The organism is Butyrivibrio sp. NC2002, assembly GCF_000702265.1.
In the GTDB taxonomy this organism is placed as follows: domain Bacteria; phylum Bacillota; class Clostridia; order Lachnospirales; family Lachnospiraceae; genus Butyrivibrio.
Genome location: NZ_JNKZ01000007.1, coordinates 532,306 through 558,595, shown reverse-complemented (window position 1 = coordinate 558,595; position 26,290 = coordinate 532,306). Strand labels below are relative to the sequence as shown.

Genomic DNA, 26,290 nt, shown 5'->3' with positions numbered 1-26,290 from the left:
AATACTATTTACTATGTGATGCGGTGTTTGTGTATACTGCCTGATAGTCCTTGGGAGACATGCCGTACTCTTTTTTGAAGGCTTTGAAAAAACTTGAATAATCTCTGAAACCAAAACGTTCATACGTCTTGCTGATGCTTTCGCCATTTGTTATGGCGCTCTGGCATCCGGCAAGGCGTTTTTTGATTATATATTGGTGAAGAGAGATGCCAAGAGTGTCCTTAAATAAATGTGAGACATAGAACTTGCTCACAAAAAAATGTCCGGCGATATCGTCAAGAGAAAGAGTCTCTTCAAGGTTACTCTCGATATAAGAGAGAATGTTTTGAAAAAGAGAAGCATCTTCGCTTTTGGAATCTCTATGCTCGGAATCATATATAACACGGTTTATAGTAAGGATCAGGTCGCACAGGCAAAGATGCCTTGCGGTATCTCCTCCGTATCTGTCAGAAGATATCTCTTCAAGGAGCCTTATGAATCTGTACTCAACCTGGTGCTGATCAGAGGGCATAAGATGATAAATATATTGGTGAAAAGCTTCAGCTTTTTGTATCAGATACATATAATCAACAGACTCCTGAGTAAGGCTCTTGCAGCATTCCCTGCTTATCCAGAACACGAACCTTCTGTAATTTTTCGAAGGGTCATCCATTATGGCATGGTGAAGTGTTCCGGGTGGAACGATCATGAGATCTCCGGGAGTCATCTTATGAAGCTCAGACTGACCGTTTGCCTTAAATATTTCCATTGTGATATCGCCTTCAATGAACATATAGAATTCGTAGTAATCGTGGGCATGTGGAGGCAGTGTGCTGAAATTTTTGTCTGAATAATAGAACACCTCAAAATCTGAGGAGAGCATATATTGTCTTGAATTAAAGGATGATCTTAGTTTGTTTTTCATAATGCAAATATTTTACAGCAACTTTTTCAAACTGTGCAACAACTAATTCTATTCAAAAGCAGGGGCAGGAAAAGTAAGCTATATACGTAAATAACAAGATATTTATTGGAGGTAAACTTTTTATGGAAATGACACTTCGCTGGTACGGTACCGATTATGATACAGTAAAGCTCTGGCAGATCAGACAGATCCCCGGAGTGCATGGAGTAATAACAACACTTTACAACAAACAGGCAGGAGAGCTCTGGGAGCAGAGCGAGATCCAGGCTCTAAAAAAGGACGTTGAGGCTGAAGGCCTTAAGATAGCAGGAATCGAGTCCGTTAATGTCTCTGATGCCATAAAGGCGGCAACAAAAGATAGAGATGAGCATATTGATAACTATATAAAGACTCTTGAAAATCTGGGTAAGGAAGATATCCACATGGTCTGCTATAACTTTATGCCCGTATTTGACTGGACAAGGACAGAGCTTGCAAGAAAAAGAGAAGATGGTTCAACAGTTCTTGCCTATACGCAGGAGGCCGTTGATGCTATAGATCCCGCAAAAATGTTTGAGTCTATATCGGCAGATACCAACGGCTCGGTTATGCCCGGGTGGGAGCCGGAGAGAATGGCTCATGTAAAAGAACTGTTTGAACTGTACAAGGATGTTGATGAGGACAAGCTCTTTGAAAATATAGTCTACTTTTTAAAGGCAATCATGCCTGTGTGCAACAAGTATGATATTAAGATGGCAATACACCCTGATGATCCTGCCTGGTCGGTATTTGGACTTCCAAGGATAATCAATAATGAAAAGAATATTCTAAAGCTCATGAAGGCAGTAGATGATGTACATAACGGTGTGACATTCTGTTCAGGATCATACGGCACAAGTCTTGAAAATGATCTTCCCCATATGATAAGAGCCCTTGAAGGCAGAATACATTTTGCACATGTAAGAAACCTTAAGTTTATATCACCTACTAACTTTGAGGAGTCAGCTCACCTTTCGGCAGACGGAACCTTTGATATGTATGAGATAGTAAAAGCTTTGTATGAGACAGGATTTGATGGCCCCATCCGGCCCGATCACGGCAGAATGATCTGGGGAGAGGTTGCAATGCCGGGATACGGACTCTATGACAGAGCGCTTGGCGCAACATATATAAACGGACTTTGGGAAGCTATCGAAAAGTCACATAAGAGGGGAATTTAAGCAGTGTTTATATCAGGAGGATACATAAGATGAAATTAGACGCAGCAGGTTTACGCAGCGAGAATACATGGAAGGAAAAGGGATATTACCTGCCTTCCTTTGACAGAGAAAAAATGATAGAGGAGACTGTTAAAAATCCCAAGTGGGTCCACTTTGGCGCAGGCAATATTTTCAGAGCTTTTCAGACAAATCTGTCACAGAGGATGATCGAAGAGGGATATGATAATACAGGTATTATCGTGGTTGAAGGATTTGACTACGAGATAATCGAAAAAATGTACAGACCTCACGACAATCTATCTGTCCTTGTTACCCTTAAGGCGGATGGAAATGTAGAAAAAACGGTTATAGAGTCTGTTGCTGAGTCATGTATTCTGGACTCCGAAAATGAAAAGGAATTTGAAAGACTAAAGGAAATATTCAGAGCTGATTCATTACAGCTATGTACTTTCACAATAACAGAAAAAGGTTACAGCCTGACAAATGCTAAGGGCGAGATCATTCCTCAGGTAGCTTTGGATTTTGAAAACGGTCCCAAAAAACCTGCAAGCTATATAGGAAAAGTTACAGCACTTTTATATGAAAGATATCTTGCAGGTAAAAAGCCTATTGCAATGGTAAGCACCGATAACTGCTCACATAACGGAGATAAGCTCTATGAAGCAGTTCATGCTTTTGCTAAAAAATGGGCAGATAACAAAAAGGCAGAAGAAGGATTTGCATGTTATATAGAGGATGAAAACAAGGTTTCATTCCCCTGGTCAATGATCGATAAGATAACACCAAGACCTGACGACTCAGTTAAAAAGATACTTGAAGAGGATGGCATAGAGGAGCTTTCAGCAGTTGTTACAAGCAAGAATACCTGGGTTGCTCCTTTTGTAAATGCAGAGGAGAGCGAATACCTTGTAATAGAGGATAAGTTCCCCGGCGGAAGACCAGCCCTTGAAAAAGTAGGAGTTATCTTTACTACAAAGGAGACAGTAGATAAGGTCGAGCGAATGAAGGTATGCACATGTCTTAATCCTCTACATACAGCTCTTGCCATATTTGGCTGCATTCTAGGCTATGACAAGATATCAGAGGAGATGAAGGACGAAGATTTGGTAAAACTCGTAAAAGGGATAGGCTATAAAGAGGGACTACCTGTTGTTACTGATCCCGGGGTTATAAGACCTGAGGAATTCATTAACACTGTAGTTAATGTCAGGATTCCCAATAAGTTTATGCCTGATACGCCGCAGAGAATTGCCTGCGATACCTCGCAAAAGCTTCCTATCAGATTTGGTGAGACCATAAAGGAATATTTAAAATCAGACAAACTTAATGTGCAGGATCTTAAATGTATTCCTCTTGTTTTTGCCGGATGGCTCAGATACCTTATGGGAGTTGATGACAACGGACAGCCCTTTGAACCAAGTCCCGATCCGCTCCTTGAGAAATGTCAGGGGTATGTAAAGGATATCAGGCTCGGTGATAAGCTTGATAAAGAAAGTCTTAAAGAAAGGGTACTTCCTTTGCTTAAAGATGAGACTATATTCGGAGTTGATCTTGAGGCAGCAGGACTACTTGATGTGGTAGTTTCCTATTTTGCAGACATGATAGGGGCAGCAGGCTACGTAAGAAAAGTCCTCCATAAAAATGCCAAATAAAAATATCCCAGATATAATAAGCTCCAAAAGGACAGGTGCATTTTAAATTGCCTGTGCTTTTGGAGCTTAATTAATTTAGTATTGGGATGTGCTAAGAAGTTTAATAAGTTTTTTTACTGTATAGTTCCATATCTTTTTGGTGGGCTTAGGAATATAGTGCACACCATTGTTGCTTTGTACGGCCACATGTTTTTTTGTGTATGTGTAAAGATCTATCGTTGTTATGCCGTAACTTTTTGCAAACTTTTTAAGTGATGTATTAAACCGGCACATAATATTGTTATTGTAATAAAGCTCATCACCTTCATCTGCGAGCTTGTTGTTATCTGAGTAACCGACAGTACAGAGGATGAGTCTGACGCCCGTTTTAAGGAGCTTTTTGTAGTATTTTCTGTACTGACTAAAGTTGCCTCTGTCATTTGCTCCCATCCAGGTAACTACTACATCGAAGTTCTCAAGTCCCACATCATCAATTACATCAACCATATAGTCAAAACCGGCACCATCTTTGGCGTAAACAGTTATGTTGTTGCGGACAGCACCTTTTATTGCATGTTTTTTGGAGGAAAAGAGATCTACAGTCCTTGAATCACCGATAAATAAAACTCTCTGACCTGAGGTTATGCAGCTTGTAGTATAGGCTGTTTTTGCCCGTGCTGTGAAATCAACTGTTCCCGATAAAAAAAGAATGTTTAGAGAAATAACTGCTATAAGCAGTCCTGCGAGTAATTTTTTACTAACAAGTTTTAACCATGTTGCATTGTTTTTCATACTTCATCTCCTTGAATAATCCTTGACGCCCCATACATATAAGAAAAGTCAATACGATTAATAAAGGTATTGTCATAAAAACACCTGTAATTATAATAGCGCATTTTTGCCTGTATAATAAGGAAAATGCTATTAAAACAATATAAACTGGTTATAATGTAAATCCATTTTCCTATATATTTAGCGCAAAAAAGCGCACATACTAGTTTAGCCGTTATTTCGCAAATTTACAAGGATAATTTTTTAACAAACAGTTTGACCATGCCTTAGCATGCGAGTAAGATGCAATTATCAGATTAACGAAAGAAGGTATATATGTCTATGTCAAAAATTTACAAGAAGGTTGTGGATTTTATTGGAAACACTCCGCTTATGGAAGTTACAAATATCGAGAAGGAGCTTTCTCTTAAGGCAAGAGTCCTTGTAAAACTCGAGTACCTCAACCCCGCAGGAAGCACTAAGGACAGAGCTGCAAAGTCCATGATAGAGGACGCGGAAAAGAAAGGTCTTCTAAAAGAAGGTGCTGTTATAATCGAGCCGACAAGCGGCAATACCGGAATTGGGATAGCTTCAATTGCAGCTTCCCGTGGATACAGAACAATCTTCGTAATGCCTGAGACTATGTCGATCGAAAGAAGAAATATCCTTAAGGCATATGGCGCAGAAGTAGTACTTACTGAGGGCGCCAAAGGTATGACAGGCTCTATTGAAAAGGCAAAAGAGCTTGCAGCTAAGATCGAAAACAGTTTTATTCCCGGACAGTTTGTAAATCCTGCTAATGCAGATGCTCACAGAAAAACTACGGGACCTGAGATCTGGAACGATACTGACGGAGAGGTTGATATTTTTATAGCAGGAGTTGGTACCGGCGGAACTCTTACAGGTGTTGGAGAATATTTAAAGGAAAAAAATCCTAAGATCAGGATTGTTGCTCTGGAGCCCGAGGATTCACCTGTATTATCCGAAAACAGAGCAGGTGCACATAAGATAGAAGGAATCGGAGCGGGATTTGTGCCCGAGGTATTAAATACAGAGATTTACGATGAAGTGTATAAGGCATCAGCTCAGAGAGCAATAGAGACAGCCAAACTCCTTGCAAGAAAAGAGGGTGTATCCTGTGGCATTTCATCCGGAGCTGCGCTTTGCGGTGCGATAGATTTGGCTAAAAGACCTGAAAATGAAGGAAAGACAATAGTTGCTCTTTTGCCCGACAGCGGGGACAGATACTACTCAACACCATTGTTTAGAGAAAATTAATAAAATTTTGTTAGCACTCACATTTGACGAGTGCTAACAATGGTGCTATAACAGTTATAGAACAAAGGAAACAAAATAAATTGTTTACATATAAGGAGGTAACTGTTATGTTGATGCCTAGTATTTTTGATGAAAACTTATTTAATGACTGGTTCGATTTCCCGAGCTATGGATATTACGATGACACCGAGAAGAAACTTTACGGAAAACATGCTGACAGAATAATGAAGACTGATGTCCGTGAGACAGAGGATCATTATCTTGTAGATATCGACCTTCCCGGATTCAAGAAGGAAGACATTAAGCTTGAACTTGAAAAAGGTTATCTGACCGTCACAGCTAACAAGGGTGTTAGTGAAGAAGAAAATGATAGCAAGGGCAAGCTGATAAGACAGGAAAGATACAGTGGTTCAATGCAGAGAAGCTTCTATGTTGGTGAGAACTTAACTGAGGAAGATATTATCGCATCTTACAAAGACGGCGTATTAAATATCAATCTTCCAAAGAAAGAAAAAGCCCGTGTTCCCGAGAAAAAGACAATAATGATCGAGGGTTGATGAACTATAGAAAAGGATGCCGCGTGCGACATCCTTTTTCTGTGAGGATGCGCAGCTCGCGGAGATGTATATAATTGCTTTGCAATACCGCTCGCGCGCGAGGATTTTGCAAGCAAAATCCTTTTTTATAGGCATATTTGTGTTTACGTAAACTCATGTTTTCTGTATAATATTTTCGAAATATATGTGTTTAATACAGGAGGAGTTTTGTATGAATAATAAATTTGGTATCAGAGAAGTTGTTGCTCTGGGTATTGGTACTGCACTGTTTGTAGTTCTTACAACTGTTCAGGTTCCGCTTTTGTTTATCCCTAATACATCACTTCAGCCAAGAATGGCTATACTTGCATTCTTTGCTGCTATATATGGACCGATAGTCGGTGGTGTTATCGGTGTTCTGGGACACGCACTCGGCGATGCTCTGTTTTATGGTTCAGTTTGGTGGAGTTGGGTATTTCCTGAAGCAGTAATCGGTATTGCGATCGGTCTTTTCGCAAAGAAACTTGCCGTAAGAGAAGGCGGATTTGTAAACACCAAGAATATTGTACTTTTTAATATCGTACAGGTTATATCAAATGCTGTTGCATGGATTGTGGTTGCACCCATCCTTGACATACTTGTTTATGCAGAGCCTGTGAACAAAGTATTTATCCAGGGCGTATTTGCATTTTTGGGAAACATCGTTATTACAGGTATTCTTGGAACACTCCTTATGGCAGCTTATTCTAAGATAGGTGTTAAATCATCTAACCTTAAGGCGGAGGATTGATTAGTTGGAAAAAACTCCAATCATTGAGTTTTCTGATGTTACTTTCAAATATAAGTCACAGCAGAAACCTACTTTGAAGAACATAAATTTAAAAATTTATCCCGGAGAAAAAATACTGATTGCCGGTCAGTCAGGCTCCGGAAAATCAACTTTGGCGCATTGCCTTAATGCGCTTATCCCATGTTCTTTTAAGGGAGATATGGAAGGAACACTCCGGGTTCTTGGGAAAAATCCCAGTGAACTCGGAGTTTTTGGCATGTCACAGATTGTGGGAACAGTACTCCAGGACACTGATGGACAGTTTATCGCCCTGACTGTGGCTGAGGATATGGCTTTTGCGCTTGAAAATGATAATGTCCCACAGGATGAGATGTTCAGGAAGGTAGATGAAGTTGCTGATAAGCTTGAGCTTTCATCTTTTCTTGATCATGCTCCCGGCGAACTGTCGGGAGGTCAGAAGCAGCGAGTATCACTTGGCGGTGTTATGGCCTGTGATGTAAAGATACTGCTCTTTGATGAACCACTTGCAAATCTTGATCCTGCTACGGGCAAGAGAACAATCGCTCTTATAGATGAGATCATGAAGAATGAAGAAATGACCGTCGTGATAATAGAGCACAGGATAGAGGATGTTCTCTACAAGGACATAGACAGAGTCATTTTGATGGACAAAGGTGAAATAAAAGCAGATATGCATCCGGATGAGCTTCTTTCATCTGATCTGTTATCCGGGAATGGAATCAGAGAACCCCTCTATATATCTGCTCTTAAAGCCGCAGGTTGCAAGATAGAGCCATCGATGCATCCACAGCATATTGAAACAATGGACGTTTCATTATGCAAGGATAAGGTTCAAAAATGGTTTCACTATGCCGGGTCCAAAACAGAAAAGGAGCAGGGCGACATCCTTTTGTCTGTATCCGGAGTTGATTTTGGCTACAGCAAGGAGCAGCAGATATTAAAAAATATAAGCTTTGACATAAGAAAAGGTGAAATAGTCTCTCTTGTAGGAAGAAACGGCGCAGGAAAATCAACCCTGGCATCCCTTATATGCGGCTTTATCAGACCCGGTTCCGGGAAAATCATGTTTAACGGAGAGAATCTTGCCGATTTGTCAGTAAAAGAGATAGGCGAAAGAATAGGATATGTAATGCAAAGCCCGAATCAGATGATAAGCAAGCCTATGATCTTTGATGAAGTTGCAATGGGACTTGAAGTAAGGGGTGTTCCTGAGGATGAGATAAAAGAAAGAGTTTATAGGATCCTTAAGATATGCGGTCTCTATCCATTTAGAAACTGGCCTGTTTCAGCTCTTTCTTTTGGGCAGAAGAAGAGAGTATCTATTGCTTCTATCCTTGTGATGGAACCGGAGATGATAATCCTTGATGAGCCCACTGCAGGACAGGATTATGCGCATTATACCGAGATAATGGAGTTTTTATTAAAGGTAAGAGAAGAGATGCCTGTCACGATCCTTATGATCACACATGATATGCATCTGATGCTTGAATATACCGACAGGACACTTGTTTTGACAGGCGGAGAACTTCTAATGGATTCACACCCTGCAGATGTGCTTACAAGAGAGGATGTATGTGACAAGGCTTATCTTAAGAAGACTTCTTTGTATGAACTATCACTTAAGTGCGGTATAGATGAACCCTATGAATTTGTAAAGAGATTTATAGAGGATGAAGAAAACGGGAAGGGAGGACTCTTATGGCAAGAATGATATCTTACGATAAGAAAAACACTCCGGTACATAAACTTAGCGGAGTTACCAAACTTCTCTTTCTTATCATATGGTGCATGACTAGTGCAATGACGTTTGATACAAGAATACTTGTTATGATGCTCATTATTGGAGCAGTCATCTACTATGTTTCAAAGGTTGAATGGAAACAGGTAGGTTCTGTATTTACCGCGATAATGTTTTTTATGGTAATAAACCTGATCTTCATCTATATACTTGCTCCCTTTGAGGGATGCCGTATTTACGGATCTAGAACTGAGATAGTCCATCTTGCAGGTAATTATTACCTTACAAAAGAGCAGCTTTTTTATGAGTTTAATGTGCTTATTAAATACTTTACGGTAATTCCGTCGGTATTTATTTTTCTTACAACTACCGATCCGAGCGAACTTGCTGCATCATTAAACGGAATAGGAGTGCCCTACACAATAGCATATTCACTGGAAATTGCGCTTAGATACATACCTGATGTTCAGGATGAGTTCCACAGGATAAAGAATTCCCAGGAAGCAAGGGGAATAGAGATGAGTAACAAAGGAAGCCTCCTTAGCAGGATAAAAAATATTGCAGCGATCATCTTTCCGCTTCTATTTTCATCCATGGAGAGGATCGAAGTTGTAAGCAATGCGATGGAACTTAGAGGCTTTGGCAAAAAGAAAAAGAGAAGCTGGTATTCCAAAAAGAAGCTTTCCTTTTTTGATTATGCTGTGATCATATCAGTGGTAGCTTTTGCGGTCATAACTCTCGTGATCACATACGCTGACGGAAACAGATTTTATAATCCTTTTGGGACGTGAATTTAATTTATAGAAATTTTATTACATATTTCTTTTAAGTAAATACAATAAAAAATAAATTAATAAAGCGGCTATATTTATCGTGTTAGAATAATTCTATAGGATAAATGGAGTCGCTTTTTTATGACTAAGTATACGTTAGTTCAAAAACTAAGAGTAGTTTTCATAGTGCTTAGTGTTCTTAGCCTGATTGCATCACTTTTGCTTCTCAGGCAGTTTGTCACGAAGAACAGTGAGGAATATACGGTGGATCAGGTCCGGAAGGTTTTTAACCCCAAGCACCGTGTTCTTTTGTTGAGTTCTTATAATCCCTTTTATTATACATACGTACATCATATTGATGGTTTGCAACCGGGACTGTATGACAATCAGGTTGATTATGATGTTATGTTCATGGATGCCAAAAGCTTCAATTCTGCCGATGATATCAGGGCTTTTCACGATTATATAAAATACAGACTCGATAATGGTAATAAGTATGACGGCATACTTGTTGCAGATGATGATGCGCTTGAATTTTCCATTAGATATCAGCATGAATTGTTTGACGGTATACCGATAGTTTTCTTTGGAATAAACAATTATTCTCTTGCAGTAAAAGCTTCGTCAATTGCAGGTATGAGCGGCTTTTATGAGAATGACTACACGCTCGAACTCGTGGAACTGGCAAGAAAACTCATGCCCGGAAGAAAAATCTTTTACGGTCTCCACGATAATTCTGCTGCAGGAAATGCAGACAGGATTGTCTTTAACGGGCTTGGCGATAAATTTGAAGACTGTGAGTTTAATACGATCAACATCTGCGATATGAATGAGGAAGAGTTTAAGCAAAAACTCAGAAGTATTCCGGAAAATGCGATTTGCATTTACATGACTTGCTTTACCAATAATGATGGATATACCTACAGCATAGAGGAGATGAGTAGCATTGTTACAGACAATGTCAAAGCCCCTGTTTTCAGAAACCATATAGCAGATTATTCGGACGGCTGTATAGCCGGAATGGCAATAAGCTTTGAAGAACAATGTTATGATGCTGCGCTTTTGATGTGTGATGTATTAGACGGCGCGGATATAAATGATCATGAGCTTGATGTGGAAACACCTCAGCTCGTAGAAGCAGATTATAATATACTTGACAAATACGGAATATCAATGAACTTACTTCCCACAGGAAGCTATATACATAATCGCCCCAGCAATTTACTGAGTATGTATGGCGATCTGTTCCCATTTGCAGGTCTTATGCTCTTATCACTTATATTTATAACACTTGCAGTAACTGCTGTAGCGGTTCATGAGAAGCAGGTCAATACAGAGCTTCTGGAGTCTAAAGAGAGAATTGAGAAGTCAAGAGAAAACCTGAAATATCAGGCAGACCACGATGAACTTCTCGATATTTATAACAGAAGATACGCTCTTGAATATCTTAAGACTTATGCTGTGACTGATATGAAATATACGGTCATGATGCTGGATATTGATAATTTCAAGGATATAAATGAAGTGTACGGCCATTCATCTGCGGATTTTTATCTTCAGACCATAACCTACAGGATCAAAGACTATGTAAGAGATAAGGACTGGATGCTTGCAAGATATGGCGGAGATGAATTCATATTATGGATACCTGACAAGGAATTAGGTGAGGATTCGTCTATAACTCAGGATTTACTTGGGCTTTTCAGGGAACCTATAAAGCTTGATAAAGATACCATTGTTTCATCCTGCAGTATCGGTATTTCTGTTTCTGATGGCCTTACAAGACCCGAAATACATATTATTAATGCTGAGATCGCGATGTATGAAGCCAAAAATAAGGGCAGAAACCGTGCAATCTTGCATTCCGAGGAGATGAAGAAAAGAGTCACCGAGGAGAATGAGATCAAAGCAAAGCTTGTTAATGCAATGGATAATGATGGCTTTTACATGTTATATCAGCCGCAGATTGATGCAAAGACAAAGGAAATCACAGGCTATGAAGCTCTTGTGAGAATGTATGAAAAGGGCATGTATCCGGGAGTTTTTATTCCTGTTGCGGAAAATAACGGATGGATCAACAGGATTGGAAGGATCGTAACCGAGCTTGTCATAAAGCAGATTGCCAAATGGAGAGATGAAGGACATACACTTCATCCCGTATCCATAAACTTTTCACGCAATCAGATATATGATGCAGGATATGTCAGCTTTTTGAAGGGACTTCTTGACCAATATGAGGTACCTTCCAAATACATTGAGATAGAAGTAACCGAAGGACTGTTCCTTGAGAGGACCCAGCAGGCAGAAGCTTTGTTTGAGCAGTTTATCAATTTGGGAATAAGGCTTCATATGGATGACTTTGGTACAGGCTATTCGTCTCTTGGATACCTGACGTATATTCCCGTTGAGATAGTAAAACTGGATAAGTCTTTAGTTGATGCTTACCTCGTAGAAGGAAAAGATTCTTTCATAAGAGACGTTATTCAGCTTGTACATGACTTAAATAAAGTTATAATAATTGAAGGGGTAGAAGAAAAATGGCAGTATGAGAGGCTTAAGGAATTTGATGCGGATATCATTCAGGGATATTATTTCAGTAAGCCGATTGAAGCAGAGGAGGCCATTGTTTTTAGTGCTTCTGATAAATGATATGGGGTAAAAAGGGGAGAGTATGAAACAAAATTGGGAACAGACAAGACGGAAGCTATTCAAGATGGTCTCTGTCGGATATATTGGAGATTTTATAAGTGTTAGCTATGATGCACTTGGAACAATTGCACTCATAGCTAACCTTTTGAGTGCTTTTTTGTCTACATTTGCAGAGCTTGACCGGATATACGGAGGACTGTTTGACTTTATAGAAGCTATAACGGTCTTCTTTTTTGCTGTTGATTATGTGCTTCGAATGGTGACCGCTAAATGCCTGTATCCTAACAAAACGGAACTGCGGGCTGTTTTATCCTATGTTTTCTCTCTCCTTGGTGTGATCGATCTATTGAGCTTTTTGCCGTATTATCTGCCGGTGTTTTTTCCTACGGGGGCAATAGCCTTCAGAATGTTCAGGGTTGCGCGTATATTCAGGCTTTTCAGGATAAATGCTTATTATGATTCACTGAATGTAATAGTTGAAGTCTTAAAAAGCAAGGCGCAGCAGCTTTTGTCATCTGTTTTTATCATCTCTGTACTTACTTTGGCATCGAGCCTGTGCATGTATTCTCTTGAGCACGAAGCACAGCCGGAAGTTTTTGCCAATGCTTTTTCGGGAATATGGTGGGCTGCGTCGACACTTCTGACGGTAGGCTACGGAGACATATATCCTGTCACGACGCTAGGTAAAATAATGGGAATCATCCTGGCATTTCTTGGAGTCGGAATGGTAGCCATACCTACAGGTATTATTTCCGCAGGATTCGTCGAGCAGTATACAAGGCTCAAGAATCTTGGGGATTACTCAAGCAATGTTGACATCAGATTTATCAAAACAAGGCTTACAAGAAATGATAAGTGGGTAGGAAAGCATATTAAGGAGCTGGATATTCCGAAAGGAATCATCATAGGAATGGTAGAGAGGCAGGGGGAAGTCATTATCCCAAGCGGAAAATTGCTCCTTGAGGAAAATGATATCGTCATAATAGGCGCCGAAGTCATGCAACACGATGTACCTATGAACCTCAAAGAGGTAAGACTTGCAAGCACTCATCCCTGGTGCAACTGCTATATTAGGGATCTCGATTTTTCAAGGAAGACCTATATTTTGTCTATCAAAAGAGGAAATAAAACAATTATTCCATCCGGCTCTGTAAAGCTGCGAGCAGACGATCTGATACTTATCATTTCCAAAATCCATATCGAGGATGAAGTCGAAATAACTGTATAAAACAATAGAGGATCTTAAATGGCACTATATGCACTTGGAGATCTGCACCTTGCCTATCAGTCAGAGAAAACTATGGATATCTTTGGGAAGGTGTGGAAGAATCATGAAAAAAAGACTGAAAAGAACTGTGCAAAGCTTATGACTGATGAAGATACACTTGTACTTGTGGGAGACCACAGCTGGGGAAGGCATCTTGATGAGTGTGAGTATGACCTTAGATTTATAGAGAGTCTTCCGGGACGAAAGATACTTGTACGCGGCAACCACGACAATTTCTGGGATGCAAAAAAGACGCAGCGCTTAAATGATATGTTTAAGGACAGGCTTTATTTTTTGCAGAACAATTTTTATTCATACAAGGATTATGCAATAGTAGGAACAAAGGGTTATTGCTACGAGGGCTTTGATACCAGAGAACATGCAGACATGCTGATCGAGAGAGAGGCCAAAAGACTAAAGGTATCTTTTGAGGAAGCAAGGAAAGCAGGGTATGAGAAATTCATAATGTTCCTTCATTATCCGCCTACGGAATTAGGGGAGAGAGACAGCAGATTTACTTACATGGCAAAAGCCTACGGCGTATCGCAGGTGGTATATGCTCACTGCCACGGAAAAGAAAGATTCCACGACAGTCTTCTTGGCAAGGTTGACGGCATTGAATACAGCCTTGTTTCAGGGGATTTTCTGGATTTTAAGCCAAAACTTATTTTGCCTTGATCAAAGTAAAGGGACGAGATTTTGAAATGACTATCTGTAGGAAAGGAAAGAGTTTTGATTAAAATTGATCTTATTACCGGGTTTCTTGGATCCGGTAAAACAACATTTATTAAAGAATATGCACAATACCTGATGTCGAAAGGCGAAAAGGTCTGCATAGTTGAGAATGACTACGGCGCTGTTAACGTTGATATGGTAATGCTTAAGGACCTTTTGTCTGATAACTGCAATCTGGAAATGATCGTAGGAGGAGACGGTAAAGAGGCGCACAGGAGGCGCTTTAAGACTAAGCTTATTTCCATGGGGATGAGCGGCTTTACAAGGGTTATCGTTGAGCCGTCAGGCATCTATGATGTGGATGAATTTTTTGATGTTCTATATGACGAGCCACTTGATAGGTGGTACGAGATAGGAAGCGTTATCACGATCCTTGATGCAACAATAGATAAGGAATTATCCGAAAAATCAAGATATATCCTGATGTCTGAGGCAGCATGGTCTGGAAAGATAGTTGTAAGTAAAACTGATAAGAAAGAGCCTAAGCAGGCAGTCAGCTTCCTTAACGGCGTGATGGAGCAGTTTGGATGCACATCAAGATTCGACTACGAAAAAGACGTGGTAAAAAAGCCTTTTGGTGAAATAACTGCTGATGAGTTTGAAGAAATAAAAAATAGCGGATATAAAAGAGCATCTTATGTTAAGCTTCCTGAACTTGATAATGAATACAATTCTCTTTTCTACTTTGAGCCGGAGATTGACGAGAGCTTGTTAAAGGGAAAAGTAGAGGAACTATTTAACAAAGATAAATACGGGCATATTATAAGAGTTAAGGGATTTGTCAAAACAGGTAATGACGAGCAGATAGAGATAAATGCTACGGGTGAAGGAATTTCCATGCAGCCTGTAAAGAGTAGCACCAATATAATTATTGTTATAGGTGAGGACCTAAATAAGGAACTTATCAATGATATGTTCAGGGATTATTGCACACAGGTTAGTCTGTGATAGGAGAAAGGATTAAATATGATAATAACGGTTTTACAAGGACTTTTGATTCCTTTTCTTGGTACAACACTTGGCTCTGCCTGCGTATTTTTTATGAAAGAGCAGCTAAACAGGCAGGTTCAGAGAGCGCTTACCGGATTTGCGGCGGGAGTCATGGTGGCAGCCTCTATCTGGAGCCTTATAATTCCTGCGATGGAGCTGTCAGAAGGAATGGGGAAGCTTTCGTTTATTCCGGCGGCTGTAGGATTTTGGGTTGGCGTATTATTCCTCCTATTCCTTGACTGCGTTATCCCTCATCTTCATATGAATGCAGAAAAGGCTGAGGGACCAAGAAGCAGACTTGCAAGATCAACAATGATGGTTCTTGCTGTCACACTTCATAACATTCCGGAAGGAATGGCGGTAGGCGTTGTCTATGCAGGATTTTTATCCGGCAACAGTCAGATCACTGCAGGCGGAGCACTTGCACTTGCTCTTGGTATAGCAATACAGAACTTCCCTGAGGGAGCAATAATATCAATGCCTCTTAAGGCTGAAGGAAAAACAAGCTTTAGAGCATTCCTTGATGGAATGTTATCAGGCGCGGTAGAGCCGATAGGAGCACTCCTGACTATATTCTTTGCGGGTTTCTTTGTACCCGGAATGCCCTATATGCTCAGCTTTGCAGCAGGCGCCATGATGTATGTTGTAGTAGAAGAACTGATTCCCGAGATGTCCGAAGGTGAACATTCAAACATCGGAGTAATCATGTTTTCCCTGGGCTTTACCCTTATGATGGCTCTTGACGTAGCTTTAGGCTAAAACTTCTTTTGGGTTGTAAAATTATCAGGCACTGTATTAGAATAGTTTCTAAGTCTAAATTACAGAGATTTGAGAGGAGAAATAAAATGAGCGATTTTTCTATCAATACAAAATGCGTGCAGGGAGGATATACTCCCGGAAACGGCGAACCCAGACAGATACCGATAGTTCAGTCAACTACATTTAAGTATGACACAAGTAGTGATATGGGTAAGCTGTTTGATCTTGAAGCATCCGGATATTTCTATACGAGACTTCAGAATCCTACAAACGATCATGTCGCTGCCAAGATTGCAGAGCTTGAAGGCGGTACTGCAGCAATGCTTACATCATCAGGCCAGGCTGCCAACTTCTTTGCACTTTTCAACATCTGCGAGGCAGGAGATCACATTGTATCTTCAGCTTCTATATATGGCGGAACATTTAACCTTATGTCTGTAACAATGGCAAAGATGGGAATCGAGACAACCTTCATTTCACCTGACTGCACAGAGGAAGAATTAAATGCAGCTTTTAAGGAAAACACTAAGGCAGTATTTGGCGAGACAATAGCAAATCCTGCGCTTACAGTTCTCGACATTGAGAAATTTGCAAAGGCTGCACATGCACACAATGTACCGCTTATCGTTGATAACACATTCCCTACACCTGTTAACTGCAGACCTATTGAATGGGGCGCTGATATCATTACTCATTCAACAACAAAATACATGGATGGTCACGGAGCTGCTGTTGGCGGTGCTATCGTTGATTCAGGCAGATTTGACTGGATGGCACACAAGGATAAGTTCCCGGGTCTTACAACTCCCGACGAGTCTTATCACGGAATCGTATATGCCGAGAAGTTCGGAAAAGAAGGAGCTTTCATTACAAAGTGCACATCACAGCTTATGAGAGACCTTGGAAGTATCCAGTCACCTCAGCATGCATTCTACTTAAATCTTGGTCTTGAGTCACTTCATGTACGTATGCCGAGACATGTTGAGAACGGTACTGCTGTAGCTAAATTCCTTGAGAAGCATCCCAAGGTTGTTAAGGTTAATTATCCCGGACTTGAGTCAGATCCTTACTACGAGAGAGCTATGAAATATATGGGCAATGGCGGATGCGGCGTTGTATCCTTCGAAATAAAGGGAGGAAGAGCAGCAGCTGAGGAATTCATGGGCAAGCTTAAGCTGTGCGCTATCGAAACTCATGTAGCAGATGCAAGAACATGCTGCCTTAACCCTGCAACTTCAACTCACAGACAGATGTCTGATGAGCAGTTAAATGCAGCAGGAATCCCCGCAGGACTTATCCGTATTTCATGCGGCCTCGAAGATAAGAATGACCTTATCGCAGACATCGAGCAGGCTTTGAAATAATTAGCCGGATCATACACAGGTCGAATACCTGGGCCTAGTTGTATGATGGTGGCATTGATTATGCAGATTGAAAATATTTGGTAGAAAAAGAGCATAAAGTAATAAGACATGATCCCTCTCTTAAGATTATTATTGGTAGTGGTAATAATTTTAAAGAGAGGGATTTTAATGTTTGAGTTATATAAAGATGGCAAGGCCGCTTCTATAGTTCTTGAAGAGAAGCTTGCAGATACATTATCCAAGGTTACAGGCATTTTTGCAGATGATATAAGGAAGGTGACAGGGCAGGAAGCTAAAGTCATTTCAGATATAAGTAAAGCCTCCGCAAATGCTGTGATCGTGGGAATAGAAGGAGAGAGCAATCTTATAGAAAAATTAAGATCTTCATCAGATGATAAGTACCTGCGTGTAAGGGAAAAGCTCTCAGATATCAGCGGGAAAAATGAGTGTTATACGATATTTACTGTCAGTGATTTTTTTGCCAATGGACAAAAAGCTCTTGTAATAGCGGGCAGTGATAAAAGGGGCGCGATCTACGGAATGTTTGCTATATCTGAAAAGATAGGTGTTTCTCCGTGGCATTTTTTTGCTGACGCTAATCCAAAGCACAAAGATGAGATCATCCTTACCGATGATGTGGAAGTAACTTCAAAGGAACCGTCTGTAAGGTACAGAGGACTTTTCATAAATGACGAGCAGCCCTGCTTTGGCAACTGGGCAAAGGAAAAATATGGAAGTGTACGACCGGGGCCGGAGCTTTATGAGAAAATATTTGAGCTTATCTTAAGGCTTAAGGGAAATTATATCTGGCCTGCTATGTGGAGGTCTGATTTTACACTCGATAATATCGAAAACGCAAGGCTTGCAAATGAGATGGGCATAGTAGTCGGAGCATCTCACCATGAGCCATGCTGCAGATCGGGACAGGAATTCCAGACGCTTAATAAAACTAATCCGCAGTACGGCAAGGAGTGGAGCTTTTTGTCTAATGCCGAGGGAATTACAGAATTTTGGAAAGACGGGCTTATAAGAAATAAAGATTTTGAGAATCTCATTACTATAGGTATGCGCGGCGAGAATGATTCACACCTGATGCCCGCAGACGCAACACTTAAGGACAATATAGATGTTCTTAAAAAGGCAATTATGGCGCAGAAGGAGCTCATAAGTGAATATGCTCCGTCAAGGCATCCGCAGCTTCTTGCTATCTACAAGGAGGTCGAGGATTATTACTTCGGAGATGAAAATACTGAAGGCTTAAAGGACTGGGACGTCTTAAAAGATGACATCATGATGCTCTGCGATGACAATTTTGCAAACGTAAGAACACTTCCCGACGAGGAGATGAGAAAGCATCCGGGCGGCTTTGGAATGTATTATCATTTCGATTATTTTGGAGGCCCTGTTTCATATCTTTGGATAAACTCATCACCTCTTACAAAAGTGTGGGATCAGCTAACGATGTGCTATGACTTTGGTATACGCTCAGCATGGATAGTGAACGTGGGCGATATCAAAAATCAGGAGCTTCCACTTAGCTATTTCATGGATCTTGCATACGATTTTGATAAATGGGGAACAACTGCTATCAATAAAACTGCAGAATATACGGTTTCTTTCTTTGAAAAACTGGGCTTTGCAAAGGACTTCTCAATAAAGGCTGCAGATGCAGTTTCCGGATATGTAAAGCTAAACGGAAGGAAAAAACCAGAAGCTCTTAATGCCGCAACATATCATCCTGTAAATGAAAATGAGGCGGAAACTATCCTGTCAGAAATTGATGAGATGACAGATATCGCTGAAAAACTTCAGAAGCAAATAAAGGGTTCTGAACTTGAAGAGTGCTTTTATCAGCTTGTTTACTATCCAGTAAATGCGGTTGCAGAAATTAACAGAATGCAGATATATGCAGGAATGAACAACTTCTATGCAGAGCAGGGCAAAAAGCTTGCAAATGTATATGCGGATCTTGTTAAGAAATGCATAGACAAAGAGCGCCTTTTAACAGATGAATATCATACAAGAAATAATGGCAAGTGGAATCATATGCAGTCCGTTGCTCATATAGGCTTTAAGCATTGGAACGAGGAGAGATGGGGATACCCTGTGTGCAAAATCTATTATCCTATAAAGGATTCAAGACTCCTTGTGAGCCGCACGGATTCTCCGGATTTTACGCATGCTAACAGATGGAACAGACATGTACTTAAAGTGCCTGTATACATGGAAACGGGCGGCGCAAACCTGGTAGATGTTTCGAACGCAGGAGAGGCAAAGCTAAAGTACAGGATTAACTGGGATGCTGAATATATATCCGTTGAAGAGCAGGACGGAACTAAAATAGACAAAAATGAAACACTTTATCTTGATGATACAAAAAGGTATGTGATAAGGGTTCTATCTGATAAGTGGAACGGCGAGGAAGATGCCATGGTTACGATATTCGGTGATGACTGCGAAACACTTGCAGATGAATCGGAAAATGATACAAGTATCACCATGGTGGAAATAAAGGTAGAGATAAACGCTTGTGATCTAAGATTAGAAAAAGGCATGTTCTATGAAAAGGATGGCTGCATCAGTATTGAAGCTGTGCATTTTTCAGAGAATATTCCCTCGAAGGATGCATCCTTCAAAGTGATAGAAGATTACGGCAAGACTTTGAGCGGAGTAAAATTTTATCCGCAGACTTTATCTTTTAAAAATGAAGAAGATGCACCTGCACTTAAATACAACATATCCGCTAAGGAGGACGGCGAGTATACCTGCATGGTTTATGTATCACCTTCAAACCCTGTTACTTATAAAGGAAAAATGCAAATAGGCATAAAGGCAGATGATAGAAAAGCAGTCATATTAAATACTATTCCGGATGAAGGATTTATTCCCTGGATGAGTAAGAGCTGGAGCAGGGGAGTGCTTGATCAGATCCATATAGGGATATGCAAACTCAAACTGAAAAAAGGAAAGAATGTTATCAAACTATTTGCAAAAGATCCTGCTGTTGTTGTAGAAAAAATAGTGCTCTGGAATCCCAAAGCACTAATTAGAAATTCGTATCTTGGCCCGAAAGAAACAATGTATACATCAAACGTTTTTTATAATATGTGACAGTACGTGTACTGCATACAGACTCATGGCGCTTCTGCTTTGTTTTAACTCATCAGTTAATTCAAAGTAGAGCGTTTTGTCATTATAGCTCTTTTTAAATACCGGAGAAAATATAGCATCCCACTCAAGAAGGAACTGTCCGGGCTTTCTTGTATAGCAGTTCTGCTTTGTCGCCTGCTCCCTGAAATTGACATTTACAAAGCGGGCAACTGATTTATGAAGAGCCTGATCTTCTGCGGGAAGATAGTAATAGTCCTTATAATTATCATAGAAGTACTTAAGCTCAGTCTCTATAAGCGGAATCCTAAGAGTCAGGCTATCGCCCGAAGCTTTGAAAAAGCAGTCATCAAAACTAGCTCCGATAGAAGAGGGGAGATTATCCGGAAGAGCTACCTTCATAAGGATTTCTTCCCTGCTTTGACCATCAATGTCTTTATAATAATTTGCAGATACTTTTACGGCTCTCACAGGTAGCTCGATGACGGCATCCGGGTCTTCGTTGTCTGAAGAATCATCTATTGCAAGACCTGTCTTTACCTCGGGATATTCTTCGGCATCAGTCCTAAAAAGTACTACGTCGCGGTCACAGATCATGTTGAACAGATCGCAGTAGTAGAGTATAGGAAGGATATTAAACATTCCCCTTACATCATCGGCATTGTGAAGAAGCAGAGTATCACAGAGCTTATTTGATCTGCTATCCAGATAGTTTTTGTATACTTCGATAAGCTCTCCTCCTGAGTACAGATCTGTTCTGTCTATACCAAGGAAAAGCTCTATTGTTTTCTGTTTGCAGTCAGGAACGCCCAGTATGTTTTTGTAGGGGGAAATCTTTTTGTAAATATCAACGGATGTCATGCTTTCAAGCGGATCGACCATATCGACCTTGTCACACTTGAATTTAATGAATGGCAGATCGAACCTGTTTCCGTTAAAGTGTATGAGCACCTTATAGTTTTTTGCAAAAGAAAGGAATGCCTTCAGGATTTCGAATTCTTCATTTTTTTCATCAGCAAAAAACTGGCGAAGGTGCCAGCAGGAATCTGAATAGAAGGCGCAGCCTATTAGATATATTGAGGCTGTCTTTGGTGATAAGCCTGTTGTTTCAATATCAACAAAAAGAATGTCTTCTTTTTGCCAGGAAATTCTCTCTAAAGGATACAGTTCATTTTCGCTGTTTATAATTTCGTCTATGATCTTCATGAGCCCCTCCCCAAACATATATATGATACCACATTTTATCCAAATGGTAGGGGATTAAATGTGACGAAAAACTGAATAAAAATATGACGGGAAGAAGTTTGTTGTTGTATAATGATTATAGTGATTTTTTAAAACCCGAAGGAAATATACGGGTAACTAAAAAAGATCCAGAGGGGTCAGAAAGAAAGGGTAGGAAATGGCTAAATTAACTTTTGTTGGAGGAGTGCACCCTTACGAGGGTAAGGAACTCACAAAAGACAAACCTATCAAAGAGGTCCTGCCAAAAGGTGATCTTGTCTATCCGGTATCTCAGCATATCGGAGCACCTGCAAAGCCAATAGTTCAAAAAGGCGACCGAGTGCTTGTGGGACAAAAGATTGCCGAAGCAGGAGGTTTTGTCTCTGCACCGATTTATTCATCGGTATCCGGAACAGTAAAGGGAATTGAAAAAAGACGTCTTGCCACCGGAAGTATGTGCGACAGCATCATCGTTGAAAATGATGGTGAGTACGAAGAAGCAGACAGAATACCGGTTAAGCCGCTTGATGAGATGACAGTTCAGGAAAAGATCGACGTCATTCGTGAAGCCGGAATAGTTGGTATGGGCGGTGCCGGATTCCCAACAGCTGTCAAATTATCACCCAAAGAACCAGAGAAAATCGAATATGTAATTGCTAACTGCTCTGAGTGCGAACCTTATCTTACAAGTGACTACAGGCGCATGATCGAGGAGCCGGAAGAACTGCTTGGAGGACTTAAGATAGCAGTTTCTCTTTTCCCTAATGCGAGGGGAATAATAGCAATTGAAGATAATAAACCCGATTGCATAGCGAAGTTCAGAGAGCTTACAAAGGACGATGACAAGATCATGGTAAAGACTCTCCAGACCAAGTATCCCGAGGGTGCTGAGCGTATGCTCATATATGCGTGCACAAAGAGAGAGATAAACTCTTCAATGCTTCCTGCAGATGCCGGATGCATCGTAGATAATGTTGATACCCTGTGTGCTATCAACAGGGCAGTTACGAAGGGCATTCCGCTTATGGAGAGGATTGTTACAATTACCGGTGATGCAATTGTCAATCCCTGCAACTATAAGGTCAGGATAGGTACAAACTACAGAGAACTCCTTGATGATGCGGGCGGATTTGTGAAAACACCCGAAAAGATCATATCAGGCGGCCCTATGATGGGATTTGCCATTTTTGATCTGGATGTTCCTACTACGAAGACTGCTTCAGCCCTTACCTGTCTTACAGAGGATGCTGTAGCCGAGATGGAACCTTCCGCATGCATAAACTGTGGTAAGTGCGTGGAAGTATGTCCTGAGAGGCTTATTCCCAAGAATCTTGCAGATGCCGTAGAGCATGGTCAGAACGAGAGATTCCTTAAAGAGTATGGAATGGAATGCTGCGAGTGTGGATGCTGCAGTTACATCTGTCCTGCAAGAAGACAGCTTACCCAGCTTATAAAAGGTATGCGTAAGATTCAGCTTGCAAACAGGAAGAAGTAAAGGAAGAAGAGGATAAAAACATGAGCGATATGATGAAAGTATCGTCAAATCCGCATGTCAGGAGCAGCGTTACAACTTCAAACATAATGATGTGGGTAGTGATAGCACTTCTTCCTGCAGCAGGATTTGGCGTTTACAACTTCGGTGTTGATGCACTTATCATACTGATATTATCAGTGATCTCTACTGTGCTCACCGAGTTTTGCTATGAAAAATTTATGCATAAGAAGATCACGATCGGTGATTTTTCTGCCGTAGTTACAGGACTTTTACTTGGAATGAACTTACCAAGTACAGCTCCATGGTGGCTTCCCGTATTAGGCGGCATTTTTGCAATTCTTGTTGTTAAGATGCTTTTTGGAGGACTTGGTCAGAACTTCATGAACCCTGCACTTGGTGCCAGATGCTTTTTGATCATTTCATTCCCGGCTCTTATGACTAACTTTGTGACAGATACATATACATCGGCAACACCTCTTACAGCACTCAAAAATGGAGAAGAAGTCGTTGTCATTGATATGATAACAGGTAAAATACCCGGAACTATCGGTGAGACCTCAATGATAGCGATCGTGCTTGGTGCCTGCATACTTATTATGCTGGGTATCATTGATCTTAAGATTCCGGGATCATACATTGTCTCGTTTGTTATTTTTATAATCCTCTTTGGAGGACATGGATTTAACGGCACATATATTTCTGCTCAGCTTGCGGGCGGCGGACTTATGCTTGGTGCATTTTTCATGGCGACGGACTATGTAACCTGTCCCATCACTGTAAAAGGTAAATACATATACGGAATCATTCTGGGGATACTTACCGGTATTTTCAGAGTATTCGGTTCATCCAGCGAGGGTGTTTCTTATGCGATCATCATAGGGAACCTTCTTGTTCCGCTTATTGAGAAGTTCACACTTCCAAGAGCCTTCGGAATAAGACCTGCAGGGAGAAAGGAGGAGAATAAGGCATGAGAGATGTAAAGACTCTTATTAAAAACGCCATGATTCTTTTTGTTATCACCCTTGTAGCAGGTGTCCTTTTAGGATTTGTATATCAGGTAACAAAGGAACCAATAGCTTATCAGGAACAGCTTGCGCAGATAAAAGCTAATCAGGCAGTTTTCCCTGATGCTTCCGATTTTACTGATGTTGAGATAGACGAGAATATAAAAAACCAGGTTCTGTCAGATGCAGATTACAGCAAGATCGATATCTTAAGCGTTAAACAGGCAGTTGATGCAAGCGGAACTGGTATCGGATATGTTATCCAGGTTTCAAGCGGCGGATACGGCGATAAGATCATTTTTACGGTTGGTATTACAAATGATGCTTCTGTAAACGGAATCTCACTTATTTCTATAAATGAGACTCCCGGACTTGGAATGAATGCTGAAAAAGTCATAGTTCCTCAGTTTGTAAATAAACCTGCCGGTAAATTCAGCGTAGTTAAAAATGCTGCATCATCTGATAGCGAAATATCAGCTATCTCAGGAGCAACAATAACATCAAAAGCAGTCACCTATGGAGTAAATGCAGCAGTTGCATACTTTAATGCAGGACTTGCTTAAGAAAGGAGCCTAGATGAGCGAAGAGAAAAAAGGAGCCCTGGGCTTTAAACAGGATACTCCTGCAGAAAGATTTTTTAACGGACTCATTGTAGAGAATCCTACACTTGTTTTAATGATAGGTATGTGTCCCACACTTGCGGTTACCACATCTGCAATAAACGGACTTACAATGGGCCTTGCAACAACATTTGTACTTGCACTTAGTAATGCAGTTATTGCACTTCTTAGAAAAGTGATTCCGGATACAGTCCGTATTCCGGCATTTATAGTAGTTATCGCTTCATTCGTTACACTTGTTCAGCTTGTTATGCAGGCTTATGTACCTGTAATGTATGAGGCACTTGGCGTGTATATTCCGCTTATCGTTGTTAACTGTATCATCTTTGGTAGAGCAGAAGCATACGCATCCAAACATGATGTGATCCCTTCATTTTTTGATGGCGTAGGAATGGGACTTGGATTTACATGTGCGATAACAGTTATAGGACTTTTCAGAGAACTGATCGGCGGCGGAACAATGTTTGATGTTCAGATCTTTGGTGAAGGCACAGTTGTTCCCGGTGCTATTGGTTACTTCTTTGGCCTGTATCAGCCAATAAGAATATTTATCCAGCAGGCGGGCGCATTCATAGTACTTGCTGTCCTCATTGCCATAATGAATCAGGTCAAATTCAATATGGAGAAAAAGGGCAAAGATACTTCCAAGTTTGGTGTCGGCGGTTGCTGCAGCGATGTAGAGATCAAGGATCCTCACAAGGTTAAGGAAGAGCTTCTTGCCAAAGAAAAAGCTGCAAAGATCATCAAAGCAGACAAGGAAGAAGCTATTAAGGAAGAAACAGTAAAAGAAAATGAAGCAAAAGAAAAAGCAGGAGAGGAGGACGAGAAATGACAGATACAATAGTAGGACTTTTATCAATTATGATCACAGCCTCTCTTGTTAACAACGTAGTTCTCAGTCAGTTCCTTGGACTTTGTCCGTTCCTTGGAGTTTCAAGGAAAACCGAGACAGCGTTTGGAATGGGAATGGCTTGCGTTTTCGTTATTTCACTTGCATCTCTGGTTACCAATGCTATTTACAAGTTTATTCTTAAACCGCTTGATCTGTCTTTCCTTCAGACAATCGTGTTTATCATGGTGATAGCGATGCTGGTTCAGTTTGTTGAGATGTTTCTTAAAAAATTCGTGGTATCACTTTATCAGTCACTTGGTGTATACCTTCCGCTCATCACAACAAACTGTGCGGTTCTGGGTGTCGCACTTAACAATGTAACTAACGGCTACAGCCTTTTAGAGAGCACAATCTGCGGTTTTGCCACAGCAGTCGGATTTACAATCGCTATCGTAATTCTTGCAGGAATCCGTGAAAAAATAGAGTTTAACGACATACCAAAGCCCTTCAGAGGGATGCCCACAGTGCTCCTTGCTGCAGGTCTTATGGCTATTGCGTTTACCGGATTTTCAGCTCTTAGATAAAAGTTGAGATAGGAGATG

22 protein-coding genes are annotated in these 26,290 nt (G+C 40.7%); 19 read left to right on the top strand and 3 right to left on the bottom strand.

What is annotated here, in order from left to right:
* Positions 1-4 precede the first annotated feature (4 nt).
* Positions 5-904 carry a helix-turn-helix domain-containing protein gene (locus T543_RS05690; protein ID WP_035766446.1) on the bottom strand — a complete coding sequence of 300 codons (900 nt, stop codon included), beginning with the start codon at positions 902-904 and terminating at the stop codon, positions 5-7.
* Between the two features lie 122 nt (positions 905-1,026).
* Between T543_RS05690 and uxuA the strand changes: the two genes are divergently transcribed.
* A complete protein-coding gene (gene uxuA / locus T543_RS05685) occupies positions 1,027-2,103 on the top strand; it encodes a mannonate dehydratase (protein ID WP_035766444.1) in 1,077 nt (358 codons plus the stop codon).
* Positions 2,104-2,132: 29 nt separating this feature from the next.
* On the top strand, positions 2,133-3,755 hold the full coding sequence (locus tag T543_RS05680; RefSeq protein WP_035766442.1) for a mannitol dehydrogenase family protein: 1,623 nt from the start codon (positions 2,133-2,135) through the stop codon (positions 3,753-3,755).
* Positions 3,756-3,830: 75 nt separating this feature from the next.
* Here the strand turns inward: T543_RS05680 and T543_RS05675 are convergent, their stop codons facing one another.
* Positions 3,831-4,526, bottom strand: a complete 696-nt coding sequence (locus T543_RS05675) for an SGNH/GDSL hydrolase family protein (RefSeq protein ID WP_035766439.1) — start codon at positions 4,524-4,526, stop codon at positions 3,831-3,833.
* 321 nt (positions 4,527-4,847) lie between these two features.
* Between T543_RS05675 and cysK the strand changes: the two genes are divergently transcribed.
* From cysK to T543_RS05615, 12 genes are all read left to right on the top strand, one after another.
* Entirely contained in the window at positions 4,848-5,783 is a 936-nt protein-coding gene (gene cysK, locus T543_RS05670) for a cysteine synthase A (RefSeq protein WP_035766651.1), read from the top strand.
* A gap of 107 nt (positions 5,784-5,890) precedes the next feature.
* Positions 5,891-6,340, top strand: coding sequence for an Hsp20/alpha crystallin family protein (locus T543_RS05665; RefSeq protein ID WP_035766437.1), 450 nt, complete (start codon positions 5,891-5,893; stop codon positions 6,338-6,340).
* A gap of 211 nt (positions 6,341-6,551) precedes the next feature.
* Positions 6,552-7,109 (top strand): ECF-type riboflavin transporter substrate-binding protein, encoded by a 558-nt coding sequence (locus T543_RS05660; protein WP_035766434.1) that lies wholly within the window; start codon positions 6,552-6,554, stop codon positions 7,107-7,109.
* Positions 7,110-7,113: 4 nt separating this feature from the next.
* Positions 7,114-8,841 carry an ABC transporter ATP-binding protein gene (locus tag T543_RS05655; protein ID WP_035766432.1) on the top strand — a complete coding sequence of 576 codons (1,728 nt, stop codon included), beginning with the start codon at positions 7,114-7,116 and terminating at the stop codon, positions 8,839-8,841.
* Positions 8,829-9,659 (top strand): energy-coupling factor transporter transmembrane component T family protein, encoded by an 831-nt coding sequence (locus T543_RS05650; RefSeq protein WP_035766430.1) that lies wholly within the window; start codon positions 8,829-8,831, stop codon positions 9,657-9,659. Before T543_RS05655 ends, T543_RS05650 begins: the two co-directional genes overlap by 13 nt.
* A 123-nt stretch (positions 9,660-9,782) precedes the next feature.
* The gene (locus tag T543_RS15115) at positions 9,783-12,290 is read left to right on the top strand and encodes a bifunctional diguanylate cyclase/phosphodiesterase (protein WP_081829956.1); all 2,508 of its coding nucleotides are present in this window, start codon (positions 9,783-9,785) and stop codon (positions 12,288-12,290) included.
* Between the two features lie 22 nt (positions 12,291-12,312).
* Positions 12,313-13,518: an ion transporter gene (locus tag T543_RS05640; protein WP_035766428.1), complete on the top strand. Its 1,206-nt coding sequence runs from the start codon at positions 12,313-12,315 to the stop codon at positions 13,516-13,518.
* An 18-nt stretch (positions 13,519-13,536) separates the two neighbouring features.
* Entirely contained in the window at positions 13,537-14,235 is a 699-nt protein-coding gene (locus T543_RS05635) for a metallophosphoesterase (RefSeq protein WP_035766426.1), read from the top strand.
* Between the two features lie 54 nt (positions 14,236-14,289).
* Positions 14,290-15,240, top strand: a complete 951-nt coding sequence (locus tag T543_RS05630; RefSeq protein WP_035766424.1) for a GTP-binding protein — start codon at positions 14,290-14,292, stop codon at positions 15,238-15,240.
* Positions 15,241-15,258: 18 nt separating this feature from the next.
* The gene (locus T543_RS05625) at positions 15,259-16,041 is read left to right on the top strand and encodes a ZIP family metal transporter (protein ID WP_035766423.1); all 783 of its coding nucleotides are present in this window, start codon (positions 15,259-15,261) and stop codon (positions 16,039-16,041) included.
* A gap of 86 nt (positions 16,042-16,127) precedes the next feature.
* Entirely contained in the window at positions 16,128-17,405 is a 1,278-nt protein-coding gene (locus tag T543_RS05620; RefSeq protein WP_035766421.1) for an O-acetylhomoserine aminocarboxypropyltransferase/cysteine synthase family protein, read from the top strand.
* Between the two features lie 168 nt (positions 17,406-17,573).
* The gene (locus T543_RS05615) at positions 17,574-20,516 is read left to right on the top strand and encodes a glycosyl hydrolase 115 family protein (protein WP_035766418.1); all 2,943 of its coding nucleotides are present in this window, start codon (positions 17,574-17,576) and stop codon (positions 20,514-20,516) included.
* On the opposite strand, the gene T543_RS05610 is transcribed toward T543_RS05615, so the two are convergent.
* Positions 20,493-21,719 (bottom strand): ribonuclease H-like domain-containing protein, encoded by a 1,227-nt coding sequence (locus tag T543_RS05610; protein ID WP_035766417.1) that lies wholly within the window; start codon positions 21,717-21,719, stop codon positions 20,493-20,495. The two genes, T543_RS05615 and T543_RS05610, sit on opposite strands and share 24 nt — an antisense overlap.
* A gap of 196 nt (positions 21,720-21,915) precedes the next feature.
* Here T543_RS05610 and rsxC point away from each other — a divergent pair, with 196 nt between their 5' ends.
* From rsxC to T543_RS05585, 5 genes are read left to right on the top strand one after another with little or no spacing between them, the layout of a single operon-like run.
* A complete protein-coding gene (gene rsxC / locus T543_RS05605) occupies positions 21,916-23,232 on the top strand; it encodes an electron transport complex subunit RsxC (RefSeq protein ID WP_035766415.1) in 1,317 nt (438 codons plus the stop codon).
* 20 nt (positions 23,233-23,252) lie between these two features.
* Positions 23,253-24,203, top strand: a complete 951-nt coding sequence (locus T543_RS05600; protein WP_035766414.1) for an RnfABCDGE type electron transport complex subunit D — start codon at positions 23,253-23,255, stop codon at positions 24,201-24,203.
* The gene (locus T543_RS05595) at positions 24,200-24,799 is read left to right on the top strand and encodes an RnfABCDGE type electron transport complex subunit G (protein WP_035766412.1); all 600 of its coding nucleotides are present in this window, start codon (positions 24,200-24,202) and stop codon (positions 24,797-24,799) included. Before T543_RS05600 ends, T543_RS05595 begins: the two co-directional genes overlap by 4 nt.
* 13 nt (positions 24,800-24,812) lie before the next feature.
* The gene (gene rsxE, locus T543_RS05590) at positions 24,813-25,688 is read left to right on the top strand and encodes an electron transport complex subunit RsxE (protein ID WP_081829954.1); all 876 of its coding nucleotides are present in this window, start codon (positions 24,813-24,815) and stop codon (positions 25,686-25,688) included.
* On the top strand, positions 25,685-26,272 hold the full coding sequence (locus T543_RS05585; RefSeq protein ID WP_035766410.1) for an electron transport complex protein RnfA: 588 nt from the start codon (positions 25,685-25,687) through the stop codon (positions 26,270-26,272). Before rsxE ends, T543_RS05585 begins: the two co-directional genes overlap by 4 nt.
* Positions 26,273-26,290: the final 18 nt, after the last annotated feature.